The organism is Actinoplanes sp. ATCC 53533 (assembly GCF_003947245.1).
Genome location: NZ_QHHV01000123.1, coordinates 74,470 through 89,974, shown reverse-complemented (window position 1 = coordinate 89,974; position 15,505 = coordinate 74,470). Strand labels below are relative to the sequence as shown.

Annotated in this window: 14 protein-coding genes and 2 pseudogenes; 7 read left to right on the top strand and 9 right to left on the bottom strand. The window is 73.2% G+C overall.

Annotation, left to right across the window (positions count from 1 at the left end):
• Positions 1-685: 685 nt before the first annotated feature.
• The 3 genes from DMB66_RS35180 to DMB66_RS35170 all read left to right on the top strand — a co-directional run bounded on the left by DMB66_RS35180 (position 686) and on the right by DMB66_RS35170 (position 2,855).
• Positions 686-1,204, top strand: coding sequence for a pyridoxamine 5'-phosphate oxidase family protein (locus tag DMB66_RS35180; RefSeq protein ID WP_233625057.1), 519 nt, complete (start codon positions 686-688; stop codon positions 1,202-1,204).
• Positions 1,205-1,299: 95 nt separating this feature from the next.
• Positions 1,300-1,707, top strand: a complete 408-nt coding sequence (locus DMB66_RS35175) for a YciI family protein (protein ID WP_125808430.1) — start codon at positions 1,300-1,302, stop codon at positions 1,705-1,707.
• Positions 1,708-1,709: 2 nt separating this feature from the next.
• Positions 1,710-2,855 carry an RNA polymerase sigma factor gene (locus tag DMB66_RS35170; protein ID WP_125808444.1) on the top strand — a complete coding sequence of 382 codons (1,146 nt, stop codon included), beginning with the start codon at positions 1,710-1,712 and terminating at the stop codon, positions 2,853-2,855.
• Positions 2,856-2,889: 34 nt separating this feature from the next.
• On the opposite strand, the gene DMB66_RS35165 is transcribed toward DMB66_RS35170, so the two are convergent.
• From DMB66_RS35165 to hsaA, 5 genes are all read right to left on the bottom strand, one after another.
• Positions 2,890-3,129, bottom strand: coding sequence for a hypothetical protein (locus DMB66_RS35165; RefSeq protein ID WP_125808429.1), 240 nt, complete (start codon positions 3,127-3,129; stop codon positions 2,890-2,892).
• Between the two features lie 106 nt (positions 3,130-3,235).
• Entirely contained in the window at positions 3,236-3,781 is a 546-nt protein-coding gene (gene hsaB / locus DMB66_RS35160) for a 3-hydroxy-9,10-secoandrosta-1,3,5(10)-triene-9,17-dione monooxygenase reductase subunit (RefSeq protein WP_370319795.1), read from the bottom strand.
• A 61-nt stretch (positions 3,782-3,842) separates the two neighbouring features.
• Entirely contained in the window at positions 3,843-4,748 is a 906-nt protein-coding gene (gene hsaC, locus DMB66_RS35155) for an iron-dependent extradiol dioxygenase HsaC (RefSeq protein ID WP_125808427.1), read from the bottom strand.
• A complete protein-coding gene (hsaD, locus tag DMB66_RS35150; protein WP_125808426.1) occupies positions 4,745-5,629 on the bottom strand; it encodes a 4,5:9,10-diseco-3-hydroxy-5,9,17-trioxoandrosta-1(10),2-diene-4-oate hydrolase in 885 nt (294 codons plus the stop codon). Before hsaD ends, hsaC begins: the two co-directional genes overlap by 4 nt.
• 7 nt (positions 5,630-5,636) lie before the next feature.
• Complete coding sequence (hsaA, locus tag DMB66_RS35145) at positions 5,637-6,818, bottom strand: 3-hydroxy-9,10-secoandrosta-1,3,5(10)-triene-9,17-dione monooxygenase oxygenase subunit (protein ID WP_125808425.1); 1,182 nt, start codon at positions 6,816-6,818, stop codon at positions 5,637-5,639.
• A gap of 155 nt (positions 6,819-6,973) precedes the next feature.
• Between hsaA and DMB66_RS35140 the strand changes: the two genes are divergently transcribed.
• Genes DMB66_RS35140 through DMB66_RS35130 form a run of 3 tightly spaced genes read left to right on the top strand, consistent with a single transcriptional unit; the run spans position 6,974 to position 9,404 of the window.
• A complete protein-coding gene (locus tag DMB66_RS35140) occupies positions 6,974-8,110 on the top strand; it encodes a Rieske 2Fe-2S domain-containing protein (RefSeq protein WP_125808424.1) in 1,137 nt (378 codons plus the stop codon).
• Positions 8,107-8,376: a hypothetical protein gene (locus DMB66_RS35135; RefSeq protein WP_125808423.1), complete on the top strand. Its 270-nt coding sequence runs from the start codon at positions 8,107-8,109 to the stop codon at positions 8,374-8,376. The genes DMB66_RS35140 and DMB66_RS35135 overlap by 4 nt, the downstream gene beginning before the upstream one ends.
• A complete protein-coding gene (locus tag DMB66_RS35130) occupies positions 8,376-9,404 on the top strand; it encodes a ferredoxin--NADP reductase (RefSeq protein WP_125808422.1) in 1,029 nt (342 codons plus the stop codon). Before DMB66_RS35135 ends, DMB66_RS35130 begins: the two co-directional genes overlap by 1 nt.
• Here the strand turns inward: DMB66_RS35130 and dmpG are convergent.
• The 4 genes and pseudogenes from dmpG to DMB66_RS35110 all read right to left on the bottom strand — a co-directional run bounded on the left by dmpG (position 9,398) and on the right by DMB66_RS35110 (position 13,740).
• Positions 9,398-10,429 carry a 4-hydroxy-2-oxovalerate aldolase gene (gene dmpG / locus DMB66_RS35125; RefSeq protein ID WP_125808421.1) on the bottom strand — a complete coding sequence of 344 codons (1,032 nt, stop codon included), beginning with the start codon at positions 10,427-10,429 and terminating at the stop codon, positions 9,398-9,400. The genes DMB66_RS35130 and dmpG overlap by 7 nt on opposite strands.
• Before the next feature lie 23 nt (positions 10,430-10,452).
• Positions 10,453-11,352, bottom strand: coding sequence for an acetaldehyde dehydrogenase (acetylating) (locus tag DMB66_RS35120; RefSeq protein WP_125808420.1), 900 nt, complete (start codon positions 11,350-11,352; stop codon positions 10,453-10,455).
• A complete protein-coding gene (locus DMB66_RS35115) occupies positions 11,345-12,139 on the bottom strand; it encodes a 2-keto-4-pentenoate hydratase (protein WP_125808419.1) in 795 nt (264 codons plus the stop codon). Before DMB66_RS35115 ends, DMB66_RS35120 begins: the two co-directional genes overlap by 8 nt.
• A pseudogene (locus tag DMB66_RS35110) lies at positions 12,123-13,740 on the bottom strand (FAD-binding protein). The gene DMB66_RS35115 and the pseudogene DMB66_RS35110 overlap by 17 nt, the downstream one beginning before the upstream one ends.
• 85 nt (positions 13,741-13,825) lie before the next feature.
• Here DMB66_RS35110 and kstD point away from each other — a divergent pair.
• Positions 13,826-15,484: pseudogene (kstD, locus tag DMB66_RS35105) on the top strand (3-oxosteroid 1-dehydrogenase); the annotation flags it as partial.
• Between the last annotated feature and the right edge of the window lie 21 nt (positions 15,485-15,505).

The window sequence follows — 15,505 nt, the reverse complement described above, 5'->3', positions numbered from 1 at the left end:
CCGGCCCCGGCGACCGGCCCCGGCGACCGGCCCCGGCGACCCAGCCCCGGCGACCCAGCCCTCCACGCGCCCACGCGCCCAGCCGGCCCCTGGCGACCAGCGCTGGCGACCAGCCCTCAGCGCCCAGCCCGGCCCTCGGCCCCAGCCCTCGGCGACCAGTCCCCGGAGCCCGCCCTCAGCGCCCGGAGCCCGGCCCTGAGCAACGGCCGAAGTGACTTTGCTCTGCTTCCATATAGGAAACACCAGGGGGAATGCTCGGATTATGCCCATTTGGTAAACACCGGGCATCGACTGAGAGGTGTTTCCAATGGGGAAGCAGAGCAAAGCAGCGTTGGAAGTGGGGGTCCGTCGCTGGGCGGGGAGAGCCGACAGCAACCGCCGGCACAGCCGACAGCAACCGCCGGCACAGCCGACAGCAACCGCCGGCACAGCCGACAGAGACGGCCGGGGGGACGGCAGCGACGGCCGGGGGGACGGGCAGCCGACAGCGAAGGCCGGGGCAGCCGGAGATCGCGGCTGGCCCTGACCTCAGCCATGTCAGGACGGCCAAGAAGCTGGTCCTGAGAATCAGCACGCTTCGGGTGTCGAGAATGTCGCGCTGGCTCCGTCCCTGGAGCGCGAGCGGCCACGACGGGCCTCGCGACGAAGCAGAAGGACGAAGCGGATGAAAGCGACAATGGGAGAGATGACCGTGCAACCGAACGAGATCACCGAGGTCTTGAACCGGCCGCTCAGCCGGGAGTTGCTGGCCCGCGACCTGACCCGGCTGGCCTATGTGGCCAAGGACGGCACGCCCCGCAATGTCCCGATCGGGTTCACCTGGAACGGCTCGGAGGTCGTCATGTGCACCACGAAGAACGCCCCGAAGCTCCCGGCCCTGCGCGACAATCCGGCGGTTGCCCTGACGATCGACACCGAGGTGCATCCGCCGAAGATCTTGCTTATCCGGGGCCGGGCCGAGCTGGACGTCGTTGACGGCATTCCGGAGGAGTATCTCCAGTTGAACGGCAGCTACGAGATGACGCCCGAGCAGCGGGTCGAGTGGGAGGCGGAGGTTCGGTCGCTCTATGACGGCATGGTTCGGATCGTGGTGACCCCGACGTGGGCGAAGCTGATCGATTTCGAGACGACCCTGCCGAGCGCGGTCGAGGAACTGGTCCGGCAGCGGGACGAGCGGCAGCGGGACGAGCGGCAGCGCGCCTGAGCGCCGCGCGGGTCGGGATGTCGAGAACCCGTGGGCGGCTTCGTCCTCGGAGTGAACGCGGCCAGAATGGGCCGTACCGCACCAAGGAGAACACGATGGCAAAGTACCTGTTGCTCAAGCACTACCGCGGCGCGCCGGCACCGGTCAACGACGTGCCGATGGATCAGTGGACGCCGGCGGAGCTTTCGGCCCACGTGCAGTACATGCAGGACTTCGCGGCCCGGCTCGAGAGCACCGGCGAGTTCGTCGACAGTCAGCCGCTGTCCCCGGAGGGCACCTTCGTCCGCTACGACGGCGAGGGGCGGCCGCCGGTCACCGACGGCCCGTTCGCGGAGACCAAGGATCTGATCGCCGGCTGGATGGTGATCGATGTCGAGACCTACGAGCGGGCGCTCGAGCTGGCCGGCGAGCTGTCCGCGGCTCCGGGCGCGGGTGGGAAGCCGATCCACGAGTGGCTCGAGGTGCGCCCGTTCCTGACCGCGCACCCGACCATCACTGAATGACCGTGGACGCGGCCCTGCTGCGGGCCCTCACCCCCACGGTGATCGGGATCCTCGTCCGGCGCGGAGCCGACTTCGCGGCGGCCGAGGATGCCGTGCAGGACGCCCTGGTCGAGGCCGTACGCGGGTGGCCGGACGACCCGCCCCGGGATCCCAAGGGCTGGCTGGTCACCGTGGCCTGGCGCAAGTTTCTCGACGCCGCCCGCGCCGATACCTCCCGGCGGCACCGCGAGGAACGCGTCGAGGGCGAGCCGGCGGCCGTCCCGGGCCAGGAGGTGGACGACACGCTCCAGCTGTACTTCCTGTGCGCGCACCCGTCCCTGACACCGGCCTCGGCCGTCGCGCTCACGCTGCGCGCGGTCGGTGGCCTGACCACGCGCCAGATCGCGCAGGCCTACCTCGTGCCGGAGGCGACCATGGCCCAGCGGATCAGCAGGGCCAAGCGGACCGTCTCCGGCGTCCGGTTCACCCAGCCCGGCGACGTCGCCACCGTGCTGCGCGTGCTCTACCTGGTCTTCAACGAGGGCTATTCCGGCGACGTCGACCTCGCCGGCGAGGCGATCCGGCTCACCCGGCAGCTCGCGGTCAAGACCCACCATGAGGAGGTCGCGGGCCTGCTCGCGCTCATGCTGCTCCACCACGCCCGGCGCCCGGCGCGGACCGGCCCCGGCGGCCGGCTCGTGCCGCTTGCCGAGCAGGACCGCGGCCTGTGGAACACCCGCCTGATCGCCGAGGGCGTCGATGTGCTCCAGGCGGCCCTCGCCCGCGACCGCCTGGGCGAGTTCCAGGCCCAGGCCGCCATCGCCGCGCTGCATGCCGACGCCCGGACGGCCGAGGAGACCGACTGGGTGCAGATCGTCGAATGGTACGACGAGTTGGTGCGCCTCACCGGCAGCCCGGTGGCCCGCCTGAACCGGGCCGTCGCGGTCGGCGAAACCGACGGGCCGCGGGCCGGCCTGGCCGCCCTGGCGCAGCTCGACCCCGCCCTGCCCCGCCACACCGCCGTCGCGGCATACCTCCACGAGCGTGACGGTGATCCGGTGACCGCGGCGCGGCTCTACGCCGAGGCTGCCCGATCGGCGCTCAGCCTCCCCGAACGCGACCACCTCACGCGACAGGCCGCCCGGCTCAACGCGCGGCTCCGCAACTGAGCAGCCCGTGGAGGAGCCACCCGACACCGGCCCGCTACCGTGCCAGCATCGGGGTTTCGCTTTCCGGCCACCGTGCCAGCATCGGGGTCTCGCTCACCGGCCACCGTGCCAGCATCGGGGTCTCGCTCACCGGCCACTTCGCCACCATCGGGACCTCGCCCCGCGGCCAGTTGTCCAGGAGGCCGCCGACGTGTGAGTTGACCACCAGTGCTCCCGCCACGATGGCGAAGGCCGCTGCTGCGGCCGCCCGACGTGCCCACGGCTGCTTCCGCATGGATATCCCCCTCGTCACCGCTGACCACATCACCACCCGGGAGTTTAGGCGCCGCGCGTTCGCCGGCTCCGTCATGTTGGACAGCGTTGGACACGACGACGACCGGCTAGATCCAGTCGGTGTGCCGGGGCCAGGCCAGGAGGGTGTCCACCACCTCGGGGGGCTCGTAGGGGGAGGTCGGCGCGGTGCTCGTGTAGCGGCCCTTGTAGAACAGCAGCGGGCCGGTGTCCCGGCACTCGCCCAGCGCGGTCACCCGGCCCACCACGATCGTGTGGTCGCCGCCCGGGTGGATCGCCTCCACCCGGCAGTCCGCCCAGGCCAGCGCGCCGGGCAGGATCGGGGCGCCCGAGGGTGCCGGGGCCCAGTCGACGCCGGCGAACCGGTCCGCGCCGCGGGTGCCGAAGGTGCGGGAGAGGTCGCGGTGGTCGTCGGCCAGGACGTTGACGCAGAATGTGCCCCGGGCCTGGATGCGCCGCCAGGTGTCCGAGTCGGCCTGGGGGCAGAACAGGGCCAGCGGCGGATCCAGCGACAGCGGGGCGAAGGCCTGGCAGGCGAAGCCGGCCGGGCCTTCATCGTCCACCGTGGTGATGACCGTGACGCCGGTGCAGAAGTGGCCGAACACCCGACGGAACCGCCGGGTGTCGACGTCCATCGCGCTCGCGGTCACCTGAGCTCACCCGCGGCGGAAAACCCATGCGAACCCATGATGGGTCTCAATGCCCGCCACCGCGCAGGAAGCGGTGGCCCCAGACACTGTGCGCGGTGGTCTGTCGGGCCACGAAGGTGCTGTCGTCGACCGTGCAGCCGGCGGTGCCGTACTCGATGTCGAAACCGCTCGGCGTCCGGACGTAGAACGAGATCATCTCGTCGTTGGCGTGCCGGCCCATGGTGGACACCAGCGGCGCGCCGAACTTGGCGCAGCGGTCCATGGCGCGGCCCACGTCGTCGATCGTCTCGGTCTCCACCATCAGGTGGATGAGCCCGCTGGGCGCGGGGATCGGGGCCAGGGCCACGCTGTGGTGGCGCGGGCAGCAGCCGAGGAACCGCATCCACAGCGGGCTGTCACCGGGCGGCAGGCCGATCATCTCCGGCGCCAGCCGCATCGAGTCGCGCAGCCGGAAGCCGAGCACCTCGGTGTAGAAGCGCAGGGCCGCGGCGTCGTCGTGCGCCGGCAGCACCGCGTGCCCCAGGCCCTGCTCGCCGGTGACGAACCGGTTCCCGTACGGGCTGATCGCCGGCCGGGTGTCCAGGGCCGCGCCGCAGAAGAACTCGAGCCGGTTGCCGGACGGGTCGTCGAGGCTCACCATCTGCGCCACCCGCCGCTCGGCGAGCTCGTCGGCGCCGGCCGGTTTGACCGCGACGCCGGCCTCCTCAAGCACGCCGATGAGCCGGCCGAGCGCCGTGGGGTCGGCGACCTCCCAGCCGGTGGCGGCCAGCCGGTCGCGCTCGCCGGGCACCACCACGATGCGGGCGGGCAGGTCGTCCATGCGCAGATAGACGGCTTCGGGGTCGGGCCCGCGGCCCGCCACCATGCCGAGCACCTTGACGCCGAACTCCCGCCAGGCGGGCACGTCGGTGGCCTCGACGCGCAGGTAGCCGAGGGATCGGATCAGACTCACGGTCGGTCCCCTTCCAGAAAGTCGATCGCCAGCCGGTTGAACTCGTCGAACTTCTCCAGGTGTGCCCAGTGCCCGCAGCCGCCGAAGACGTGCAGCCGGGCGTGGCGGATCAGCTTGAGTGCCAGCAGCGCGCCGTCGAGCGGGTTGACCCTGTCCTCGCGGCCCCAGACCAGCAGCACCTCGTGGCGCAGCCGGTGCGCGTCGCGCCAGAGCAGGCCCTCCTCGGCGCGCGCGGGGTCGGTGAACGAGGCGCCCATCTCGCGCATCGCCCGCTGCGCCTCCGGCCCGGCGGCCGCCCGGAAGCGCTCCTCGACCAGCTCGTCGGTGACCAGCGACTGGTCGAAGACGAGGGTACGCAGGAAGGCGGTCATCTTCTCCCGGGTGGGACCGGGCGGCGCGCCGAAGGCCATCAGTCGCTTGACGCCCTCGGTCGGGTCGGGGGAGAACAGGTTGAGGCTCAGCCCGCCGGGGCCCATGAGCAGCAGCCGGCCGGCCCGCCGCGGGTGGCGCAGCGCGAACCGGACCGCGGTGCCCCCGCCGAGCGAGTTGCCCACCAGGTCGGCGCGCTCGATGCCCAGCTCGTCGAGCAGCGCGAGCAGCGCGTCGGCGGCATGCGTGAAGTACTGCCCGGTGATCGGGCCGGTGCCGGAGCGGCCGAAGCCCGGCTGGTCGACGGCGAGCGTGTCGAACCGCTCCGCGAAGACCGGCAGCGTACGCCCGAAGTTGCTCCATGCCGACGCGCCGGGGCCGCCGCCGTGCAGGAGCACCACCGGGTGGGCCGGCGGCGCGGCCGAACCGGCCGGCCCGGCCCGGTGCAGGTGCATGCCGGCGGCGTATCCGCTGGTGGTGTCGTAGTCGAGGGTCGCGCTCGGAATTGTCATACCCGCCTCACACCATGGCGTCGTTGATCGGCAGGCCGAACTCGCCGCGCCCGAACATGGACAGCGCCCGCTCGGGGTCGTTGATGGCGTGCACCCGCCCCGCGTGCGCGTCGCGCCAGAACCGCTGGATGGGTGTGCCGGTGGCCAGCGCCCTACCTCCGGAATTCTCGAACAGGCGGTCCACGGCCCGGATCGCCAGCTCGGTGCCGCGCACCTGGTCGCGCCGCACCCGCAGGCGCAGCGGCATCGGCAGCTTCTGGCCGGCGGTGACCAGCCCCATCAGCTCCCGCATGTTGGCCTCCAGGGCCAGCCAGGCCGAGTCCACGTCGGCGGCGGCGTTGGCCACCCGCACCTGGGAGTACGGGTCCTCGGCCGCCCGCACCCCGGCATACGCGGCGCGCACCCGCTCCCGCATGTAGGCGACGTGAGCGTCGTACGCCCCGGTGGCCATGCCGATGATCGGCGTGGTGATCGCGTACGAGAAAATCGAGCCGTACGGGATCCGGTAGAGCGGGGCGGTGTTCAGCTCCTGCCCGGGGCAGAGACAGCGGGCCGTGTCGTTGAAGCTGAGCGACCGGTAGGCCGGCACGAACACGTCGGCGACCACGACGTCGTTGCTGCCGGTGCCGCGCAGCCCGACGGTGTGCCAGACGTCCTCGATGGTGTAATCCGCCGCGGGCAGCAGGAAGGTGCGGAAGTCGGCGGGGGCGCCGTCCTCGCTCGGCGGCACGATCCCGCCGAGCAGCACCCAGCTGGCATGGTCGCAGCCGGAGGAGAAGCTCCACCGGCCCTTGAGCCGGTATCCGCCGTCGACCGCGGTGACCCTGCCGGTCGGCGCGTAGGAGGACGACATCCGGGTGCCGGGGTCGTCGGCCCAGACGTCCTGTTGCGCCTGGTCGGGGAAGAGGGCGAGCTGCCAGGGGTGCACGCCGATCACCGAGGCGACCCAGCCGGTCGAGCCGCACGCGCCGGCCAGCTCCCGGACGCAGCTCAGGAAGGTCACCGGATCGGCCTCGACGCCGCCGAACCGGGCCGGCTGCAGCAGCCGGAAGAAGCCGGTCTCGGCGAGCGACTTGACGGTCTCGGGAGCCAGCGCCCGGCGGTCCTCCGTCTCCTGGGCCCTGTCCCTGAGAACCGGTAGCAGGTCGCGCACTCCGCTCCGGACCGCGTCGCCGGCGCTTGCCTCCATGAGATCCCCTCCGCGGGTTGGCTGACAAACTCGGGTTGGCTGGCGAACTCGCCGCCCATATACTAGAACACGTTCTACCTTTGTGACCACAGCCTACGCGGCCACATTGCAACGCGTTCCACAAGTCCCGCGTTCCACAAAACCTGGAGCGGCTCATGAGCGGCGAGCAAGTACGCACCATCGACACCGGGGCCCCGCCGGCCAGGTTCGCCCGGGGCTGGCATTGCCTGGGCCTGGCCGATTCCTTCCGCGACGGCAGCCCGCATGCCATCGAGGCGTTCGGCACCAAACTCGTCGTGTTCGCCGACTCGGGCGGGGCGCTGCACGTGCTCGACGGATACTGCCGGCATATGGGCGGCGACCTGACCATGGGCACCGTCAAGGGCGACGCGGTGGCCTGCCCGTTCCACGACTGGCGCTGGCGCGGCGACGGGCGGTGCGAGACCGTGCCCTACGCGCACCGGGTGCCACTGCGCGCCCGCACCCGGTCCTGGACGACGATCGAGGAAAACCGGCAGCTGTTCGTGTGGCACGACCCGCAGGGCGCGCCACCGCCGCCCGGGGTCGTCATTCCACGGATCGAGGGCGCCTTCTCCGACGAGTGGAGCTCCTGGACCTGGGACTCGATCCGGATCGACGGCGCGAACTGCCGCGAGGTGATCGACAACGTGGTCGACATGGCGCACTTCTTCTACATCCACTTCGCCTTCCCGACGTTCTTCAAGAACGTCCTGGAGGGCCACGTGGCAGCGCAGTTCCTGAACACCCGGCCAAGGCCGGACGTGCCGACCGGGGCCAGCCAGTCCGGCGACGCCACCCTGCGCTCCGAGGCCGCCTACTACGGGCCCTCGTACATGATCGACAACCTGTACCACAACTACCACGGCATCGACGTCGAGTCGGTGCTGATCAACTGTCACTACCCCGTCTCGCCCACCTCGTTCGTGCTCCAGTGGGGCGTGATCGTCAAGCGGCTGCCCGGCCTCACCAACGCCCAGGCGGAGAAGGCGGCGGGCCGGTTCGCCAAGAGCATCGGGGTCGGCTTCCTGCAGGACGTGGAGATCTGGAAGCACAAGACCCGGATCGACAACCCGCTGCTGTGCGCCGAGGACGGCCCGGTCTACCAGCTGCGCCGCTGGTACGAGCAGTTCTATGTGGACGTCGAGGAGGTTACTGAGGACATGGTGGCGCGCTACGAGTTCGAGGTCGACACCACCCGGGCCGTGCGGACGTGGGAGGCCGAGGTGGCCGCGAACCAGGCTCGCCAGGCCGGTGCGGCGCCGCGCTCATGATCCCGGCCGACACGCTGGCCGAGCGGCGGGCGTACCTCGAGGGTGGCCTCACCGAGATCAGCTGCGGCCACTGCGGCGCCCGGGTGCGGGCGCGCAAGGCGAGCCCGCAGCAGACCAGCGTGCAGTGGACCACCCCGGCCGCGCGGTCCTGCGCCCGGCTGGCCGCGGCGGCCGGCGGCCGCCCGACCGCCCTGGTGCCGACCTGCCCGGAGCTGCGCGACAGCATCGACGGTGCGGTGCGCGAGGGCCGCTTGGAGGTGAACTGATGACCGAGACACAGACCGACGTCGCCGTCGCACCGACGTTCCACCGGATCACGGTGGCCGAGGTCATCGCGGAGACCCCGGACGCGCACTCGCTGGTGCTGGCGGTGCCACCGGCCCTGGCCGCCGCGTTCGCCTACCGGCCCGGGCAGTATCTGACGGTGCGCGTGCCGGACGGCGGCGGGGTGGTCGCCCGGTGCTATTCGCTGTCCAGCTCGCCGGACACCGACCCGGACCTGAAGATCACCGTCAAGCGGGTACGCGACGGGCAGGCGTCGAACTGGATCTGTGACCACGTCCGTCCCGGCAGCACGCTGGACCTCGCGCCGCCGGCCGGTTCGTTCACCCCGGCCTCGCTCGACGACGACCTGCTGCTGCTCGCGGGCGGCAGCGGCATCACCCCGGTGATGGCCATCATCAAATCGGTGCTGGCCCGGGGCCGCGGCCGGCTCGCCCTGGTGTACGCCAACCGGGACGCCGACTCGGTCATCTTCGGCGCCGAGTTGACCGCCCTGCGACAGCGGTACGGCGACCGGTTCGTGGTCACGCACTGGCTGGACGGCGAGCGGGGCGCGCCGACCGGTGCCGCCCTGGCCGCTCTGCTGATGCCGTACGCCGGCCGCGAGGCGTACGTGTGCGGCCCGGAGCCCTTCGTCGTGGTCGCCCAGCAGGCCCTGCGGGACGCCGGCGTGCCGGCGGACCGGGTCCGCGTCGAGCGGTTCGACCTGGCGGCCGGGGACACCACCGCCGGCGGCCGTGACGCCACCGCCGAGGTCACCCTGGACGGGCAGACCCACGTGCTGCCGTGGCCGGCCGGCACCCGCCTGCTCGATGTGATCATCGCGGCGGGGCTCAACCCGCCCTTCTCCTGCCGGCAGGGCCAGTGCGGCGCCTGCGCGTGCCGGCTGCTCGACGGCGAGGTCGAGCTGGTGCACAACGAGGTGCTGGAGGAGGAGGACTTCGCCGACGGCTACATCCTCGCCTGCCAGGCCCTCCCCCGCAGCGACACGGTGTCGGTCACCTACTACTGAGCCCGCTGCAGCTCCATCGCGATGTCGATGAGCTGATCCTCCTGGCCGCCGACGAGACGCCGCTCGCCGGCCCGCACCAGGATCTCCGCCCCGGACACCCGGTAGCGCTGCGCCAGCGTGAAGGCGTGCATGAGGAAGCTGGAGTAGACCCCCGCGTAGCCCATGATCAGCGCCAGCCGGTCCAGCCGGCACTCGTCCGGCATGGCCGGGCGGACCACGTCCTCGGCCGCGTCCACGATGGCGAAGAAGTCGATGCCGGTGCGGAGGCCGAGCTTGTCGCAGACACCCACGAAGGCCTCCACCGGGGTGTTCCCGGCCCCCGCGCCGAAGCGCCGGGTGCTGCCGTCGATCTGGGTGGCGCCGGCCCGCGCGGCCAGCACCGAGTTCGCCACGCCGAGGCCCAGGTTCTCGTGGCCGTGGAAGCCCACCTGCGCGTCGTCGCCCAACTCCGCCACCAGCGCCGCGACCCGGTCACCGACCTGGTCGAGCACGAGCGCGCCGGCCGAGTCCACCACGTACACGCACTGGCAGCCCGCGTCGGCCATGATGCGGGCCTGCGCGGCCAGCGCCTCGGGCGGCTGGGAGTGGGCCATCATCAGGAAGCCGACGGTCTCCAGGCCGAGCTCGCGGGCCAGCCCGAAGTGCTGGACGGCGATGTCCGCCTCGGTGCAGTGGGTGGCGATCCGGCAGATGCCGGCCCCGTTGCCGGCCGCCTGCCGGATGTCGTCGACGACGCCCACCCCCGGCAGCATCAGGAAGGCGATCTTCGCGCGGGTGGCGGCGCCCACCGCCACCGCGATCAGCTCCTGCTCCGGCGTCCGGCTCAGGCCGTAGGTGAACGACGAGCCGCCCAGCCCGTCGCCGTGGCTCACCTCGATCACCGGCACGCCGGCGGCGTCCAGGGCCGCGACGATCGAGGCCACCTCGTCGGCGGTGAACTGGTGGCGCTTGGCGTGCGAGCCGTCGCGCAGCGAGGAGTCGGTGATCCGCAGGTCCAGATCGGCGGAGAAGCGGCGGGGCAGCATGGGGCCTCCTGATTGGGCGCGGCCTACGCGGCCACGGCGGCGCGGGCGAGTTCCTCGCCCACCCGGGTGGCCGCGGCGGTCATGATGTCGAGGTTGCCGGCGTACGGCGGCAGGAAGTCACCGGCGCCGGCGACCTCCACGAAGATCGCCACCCGGGTGGCCCCGCCGGTCGCCGCCGACGGCGGGTCGAACTGCGGCTCGTTGAGCAGCCGGTAGCCGGGCACGTAGCGGGCCACCTCGGCGGCCATCGCCACGATCGACGCGGCCACGGCCCCGGTGTCCGCCTCGGCGCCGATCGCGCAGAACACGGTGTCGCGCATGATCAGCGGCGGGTCGGCCGGGTTGAGCACGATGATCGCCTTGCCCCGGGCCGCGCCGCCGACCAGCTCGAGGCCGCGGCCGGTGGTCCGGGTGAACTCGTCGATGTTGGCCCGGGTGCCCGGCCCGGCCGACCGGGAGGCCACGGTCGCGACGATCTCGGCGTAGCTGACCGGCGTCACCCGGGACACCGCGTACACCATGGGGATGGTGGCCTGCCCGCCACAGGTGATCAGGTTGACGTTGGTGGCGGCCAGGTGCTCGCCGAGGTTGACCTCCGGCACCACGTACGGCCCGATCGCCGCCGGGGTCAGATCGACGACCCGGATGCCCGCGCCGGCGTACCGCGGGGCGTTGGCCCGGTGCACGGCCGCCGAGGTGGCCTCGAAGACCAGGTCGGGCAGCGGGTCCTGGGCCAGCAGCCACTCCGTGCCGGCGGCGCTGGTCGCGAGCCCCGCCTCGGCGGCGCGGCGCAGGCCCGGGCTGGCCGGGTCGATGCCGGCCATCCAGCGCGGCTCGATCAGTGGCGAACGCAGCAGTTTGTGCAGCAGGTCGGTGCCGATGTTGCCGGACCCGACGATGGCCGCGGTCAGTCCATCACTCATGGGACACCTCTTTCGCGAACGACAGGCTGACCTCGCCGAGGCCGGTGAAGACCGCGCGGAACTCGTCGCCGGGATACGCGTCCACGGCGGGGGCACAGGCGCCCGGCATGATCAGGTGACCGGCGCGCAGCCGTACCCCGAAGTCGGCGACCGTGCGGGCCAGCCAGGCCACCGCGGTCGCCGGGTTGCCGAGGACCGCGTCCGAGCGGCCCCGGGCGACCGGCTCGGCGCCGCGATACAGCACCGCGTCGATCTCGCGCAGGTCGACCTCCCGCGGTGGTATCCGGGCCGCGCCCACCACGAAGCCGGCCGAGGAGGCGTTGTCGGCGATCGTGTCGGCCAGGCTGATCCGCCAGTCCACGATCCGGCTGTCGATCAGCTCGATCGACGGGGCGAGCGCCTCGGTGGCGGCCAGCACGTCGCGCTCGGTGCAGTCGCGGCCGGGCAGGTCGGCGCCGAGCAGGAACGCGACCTCGATCTCGACCTTCGGGCGGCAGTACCGCAGCGCGTCGGCCGGCTCGGTCTCGGACAGCCGCATGTCGGCCAGCAGGTGGCCGTAGTCCGGCTCGTCCACGCCCATCAGCTGCTGCATCGCCTTCGACGACAGGCCGACCTTGTGGCCGACCACCGTGCCGCCGCGGCGGCGCACGTTGTGCAACTGGATCGCGTACGCGTCGGCGGGACCCAGGTCGGGCCGGTCCCGCACCAGCGGCTGAATCGGCGCGCGGTCCCGTTCGGCGGCGCGCAGCCGGTCGGCCAGCGTCCGGCGGTCAGCTTCGGTGAGCATGCATACCTCCCTGGTTCTCCACCGCCGCGCTCCGGCCCGCGCGGCGGCCGGAGAAGACGCAGTCGGCCAGCGACAACCCGCTGATGTAGGAGCGCGAGCAGAGGCCGGCGGCCGTGCGGCCGGCCGCGTACAGTCCCGGCACGCCGCGCCCGTCGCCGCGCAGCACCTGCCCGCTGTCCTCGTCGACCCGCAGGCCGCCCAGGGTGAGCATGGGCGCCGGCGAACCGAGCCGGGGGCGCACCGAGACGTCGATCAGCGAATACGGCGGGCGGACCAGCGGGCGCACCAGGTGGGCCGGCTTGCCGGTCGGGTCGGGCCGGCCGGCGGCCACGGCATCCTGGTACGCCGCGACGGTGGCGGCCAGCCCCGCCGGGTCCACGCCGGCCCGCCGCGCGAGGAGCTCCAGCGTCGGGGCGGCGACCCGGCCGGCGCCGAGCAGCCACCACGTCGGCAGCCGCTGGAACCACAGCGTCTGGCCGCGCACCTGGCTCCGGGCCTCGGCCAGCACCACCGCGTCGACCAGCAGCCACGCCTGCCGGCCGGGGCTGCGCAGCACCGCGTCGCCGATCGCCGCGCCGTAGCGGGCCTCGTCGCAGACGCGCCGCCCGTCGCGATCGACGAGCAGGCCGCCCAGCCAGCGCCGACGGCGGGGTGAGGAAGCGCCAGAGGCTGACCTTCTCCAGATAGCGGGTGCCGGCGCCGGCCTGGACGCCGAGCTTGATGCCCGAGCCGTCGTCGCCGGGCGTGCCCAGCCGCAGCCCACCGCGGTATTCCCCGGCGTGCTCGCGGAGCATCTCCCGGTTGAACACGAACCCGCCGGCGGACAGCACGACCGCCCGGCGGGCGCCGATCCGCAGCGGGCTGGCATACCGGCCCTCCAGCCAGGCCACCGGCCGGTGCAGGGCGCGGCCGAACGCGGGCAGGTAGACGCCGGGCTTGACCGACCACCGGTGCAGGACGCGGTGGCCGAGCCGGGCCCAGGCGGGCGCGGCGCTCAGCGTGCGGCACTCGACGCCGGCCACCCGGCCGTCCCGGTCGAGGATCAGCCGGTCGGCGCGGGTCTGGGCGCGGATCACGGCACCCCGGGCGCGCGCGGCCCCGGCGAGTCGGGCGTACAGGACGCGGCCGGAGGTGCCGCGGGCGTAGGCGCGGTGCCCGCGCGGGGCGGGCGCGGCGAGGTGGGCGAACGACTGCTCGCTGCCGGAGTCGTACAGGTAGTGCCGGTCGGTGGGGTAGGACGTCTTGTAGGGGCAGAGGCTGGCGTCGAACGGCACCCCGCGCTCGGCCAGCCAGTCGAGCATGCCGGCGCTCTGCGCGCAGAACCGGCGCAGGGTCGCCGCCGACACGGCCTCGCCGACCTCGGCGGTGAGGTAGTCGAACATCGCCTCCGGGGTGTCGGTGACGCCGGCCGCGATCTGTTGCCGGGTGCCGCCGCCGGCGTAGACGACACCGCCCGAGATCGCGGTCGCCCCACCGCCGCCGAAGCGGTCCAGGACCAGCACGGCGGCGCCCGACTCGGCCGCCTCGATGGCGGCGCACGCCCCGGCCGCGCCGAAGCCCACCACCACGACGTCGGCCGAGCAGTCCCACGACCCGGTCACATGACCTCCGAATACTGGAACACGTATCAATAGGGCTGGAGCTTTCGCTGTAGCGCAGGTGCCGCCATAACTATAACCTGTTCTAATGACTCACGCGGATGACGAGTTCGACGTGATCGTGGTCGGCAGCGGCGGCGCCGGGATGACGGCGGCGCTGACCGCGGCACACCACGGGCTGAGCGCGGTCGTCGTCGAGAAGGCCGAGGTGTACGGCGGCTCCACCGCCCGCTCCGGCGGCGGCCTGTGGCTGCCGGGCAACGAGGTCCTCACGCGGGCCGGGGTGGCAGCCGACGCCGACGGCGCCCGGGCCTACCTGGCGCACGTGGCCGGGCCGGCGGTGCCGCCGGAGCGCCGGCGTGCCTTCCTGGAGCACGGGCCGGCCATGCTCGCGTTCGTCCGGGCGCACACCCCGGTGGACTTCGCCTGGGTGCCCGGCTATCCGGACTACTACCCCGAGGCCACCGGCGGCGTGCCCGGCGGCCGGACGGTGGAGCCCAGGCCGCTGGACGCCCGGGTGCTCGGTCCCGACCTCGGCACGCTCGCGCCGCCCTACCTCGCCGCGCCGAACGGCATGGCGGTCACCGCGGTCGACTACCGGTGGCTGTCGCTGGGCCTGCGGCACCCGCGGGCCGTCAGCACCGCGGTCCGGCTCGCCGCCGGCACCCTGCTCGCCCGGCTCCGGCGGCGGCGCCGGCTCACCATGGGACAGGCGCTCGCCGGCGGCCTGCGCGCCGGGCTCCGTACCGCCGGCGTCCCGGTCTGGCTGGCCACCCCGATGCTCGAGCTGACCACCGAGCGGGAGCGGGTCACCGGGATCGTCGTCGAGCGCGACGGGCGGCCGGTGCGGCTGCGGGCGCGCCGGGGCGTGCTGCTCGGCAGCGGCGGATTCGAGCACAACGAAGGGATGCGCCGACGATATCAGCGGATCGGCACGGAGTGGACCGTGGGCGCGCCGGGCAACACCGGCGACGGCATCGAGGCCGGCCGGCTGCTGGGCGCGGAGCTCGACCTCATGGACGAGGCGTGGTGGGGGCCGTCGCTCCCACTCACCGGCGGGCCGTACTTCTGCCTCGCCGAGCGCAACCTCCCCGGCGGCCTCGTCGTCGACGGCACCGGCCAAAGGTTCTTCAACGAGTCCGCGCCGTACGTCGAGGCCGTGCACGCCATGCTCGGCCGCGACGGCGAAGCGCCGCACCTGCCGGCCTGGCTGGTCACCGACCAGACCTACCGGGACCGTTACCTGTTCGCCGGCCGCGGGCCACGGGCGGCGCTGCCGCGCCGCTGGTTCGCCGCCGGGATCGCCCACCGCGCGGACACCCTGGAGGATCTGGCCGGCCGCATCGGCGCGCCCGCCGAGGCGCTGCGGGCCACCGTGGAGCGGTTCAACGGGTTCGCGGCGCGCGGCCACGACGACGACTTCCAGCGCGGCGCCTCAGCCTACGACCGCTACTACGGCGACCCCCGCCAGCATCCCAACCCGTGCCTGGGCGCGCTGCGCAAGCCGCCGTTCTACGCCTTCTCGCTGGTGCCCGGCGACCTCGGCACCAAGGGCGGGCTGCGCACCGACGAACGGGCCCGGGTGCTGCGAGCCGACGGCACACCAATCCCCGGCCTGTACGCGGCGGGCAACGCCAGCGCCTCGGTGATGGGCCGCGGCTACGCCGGGGCCGGCGCCACGCTCGGGCCCGCCATGACGTTCGGCTACCTGGCCGCGCTGGACCTGGCCGGCTCGCCCGCGGCACCGGCCAGCGCCGCACCCACCAGC

What these genes read in the sequence shown, in the direction of transcription:
- DMB66_RS35180 (WP_233625057.1), top strand. Translation starts at nt 686, where the DNA reads ATGACCGTGCAACCGAACGAGATCACCGAGGTCTTGAACCGGCCGCTC.
- DMB66_RS35175 (WP_125808430.1), top strand. Translation starts at nt 1,300, where the DNA reads ATGGCAAAGTACCTGTTGCTCAAGCACTACCGCGGCGCGCCGGCACCG.
- DMB66_RS35165 (WP_125808429.1), bottom strand. Translation starts at nt 3,129, where the DNA reads ATGCGGAAGCAGCCGTGGGCACGTCGGGCGGCCGCAGCAGCGGCCTTC.
- hsaB (WP_370319795.1), bottom strand. Translation starts at nt 3,781, where the DNA reads ATGGACGTCGACACCCGGCGGTTCCGTCGGGTGTTCGGCCACTTCTGC.
- hsaD (WP_125808426.1), bottom strand. Translation starts at nt 5,629, where the DNA reads ATGACAATTCCGAGCGCGACCCTCGACTACGACACCACCAGCGGATAC.
- hsaA (WP_125808425.1), bottom strand. Translation starts at nt 6,818, where the DNA reads ATGGAGGCAAGCGCCGGCGACGCGGTCCGGAGCGGAGTGCGCGACCTG.
- DMB66_RS35140 (WP_125808424.1), top strand. Translation starts at nt 6,974, where the DNA reads ATGAGCGGCGAGCAAGTACGCACCATCGACACCGGGGCCCCGCCGGCC.
- DMB66_RS35135 (WP_125808423.1), top strand. Translation starts at nt 8,107, where the DNA reads ATGATCCCGGCCGACACGCTGGCCGAGCGGCGGGCGTACCTCGAGGGT.
- DMB66_RS35130 (WP_125808422.1), top strand. Translation starts at nt 8,376, where the DNA reads ATGACCGAGACACAGACCGACGTCGCCGTCGCACCGACGTTCCACCGG.
- dmpG (WP_125808421.1), bottom strand. Translation starts at nt 10,429, where the DNA reads ATGCTGCCCCGCCGCTTCTCCGCCGATCTGGACCTGCGGATCACCGAC.
- DMB66_RS35120 (WP_125808420.1), bottom strand. Translation starts at nt 11,352, where the DNA reads ATGAGTGATGGACTGACCGCGGCCATCGTCGGGTCCGGCAACATCGGC.
- DMB66_RS35115 (WP_125808419.1), bottom strand. Translation starts at nt 12,139, where the DNA reads ATGCTCACCGAAGCTGACCGCCGGACGCTGGCCGACCGGCTGCGCGCC.